1 pseudogene is annotated in these 800 nt (G+C 74.2%); it reads left to right on the forward strand.

From position 1 onward, the window contains the following. Positions 1–800 (forward strand): annotated as a pseudogene (locus tag NA4_RS41690) (hypothetical protein); the annotation flags it as partial.

The raw sequence follows: 800 nt of genomic DNA on the forward strand, positions 1-800 counted from the left end.
TGGCCGCCAGGGCCATCGCACTCGGCGCGCCACGGGCTGCTCGGATGGGCGCGCAGGCCCACGCCGCCGTGCTCGGCCGGATCCTGGCCAGTCGCGGCGTGCTGGTCCGGGATCCCGACGCGCTGGACCGTTTGGACCGCATCGACACCGTCGTCATCGACGGAAGCGTGCTCACCGAGCACGGCAGCGCCGAACTCGTACCGCTCACCGAAGCCGTTGTCGCGGCCGCGCACGCGGTGGGCCGGGTCGTGGTCGCGCCGAGAGGCTCTGGCGTGGCCGAACGGGTCGGCGCAGACGGCGGCATCGGTGGCGGCCCGCACCTGGCCGAGTCGGTGCACGAGTTGCAGGCGGAGGGACATGTCGTGCTGCTGATCGCCGACCACAACGGCACCGGGTTGGCCGCGGCCGATTGTGGCGTCGGGATCGTCTCTCCTGACCGCGCTCCACCCTGGGCGGCCGACATCCTCTGCGGTCCGGGGCTGTCCGACGCCTGGCTGGTGTTGCGGGCCTGCATGGCGGCGCGGCTGGCCAGCGAACGGAGCGTGCGGCTGGCCATGCTCGGATCGGTGTGCGGCGCGCTGCTCGGCCTGCTCGGGCCCCAGCGCGGCGCCTATCAGCGCGGCGCCCTCCCGGTCGGCGTGTCCGCACTGATCGCCCTTGGAGCCGGCGTGTGGTCAGCGGGAAGTCTCGCGCGGATGCCGTTGCCGCCGACCGCCGACGACACGCCCTGGCACGCCATGCCTGTGGCCGAGGCGCTGGCGGCCCTGCAGACCGGTCGGCTCGGGCTGTCCCCCGAACAG

It is taken from the genome of Nocardia amamiensis NBRC 102102 (assembly GCF_001612745.1).
Classification (GTDB): Bacteria; Actinomycetota; Actinomycetes; order Mycobacteriales; family Mycobacteriaceae; genus Nocardia; species Nocardia amamiensis.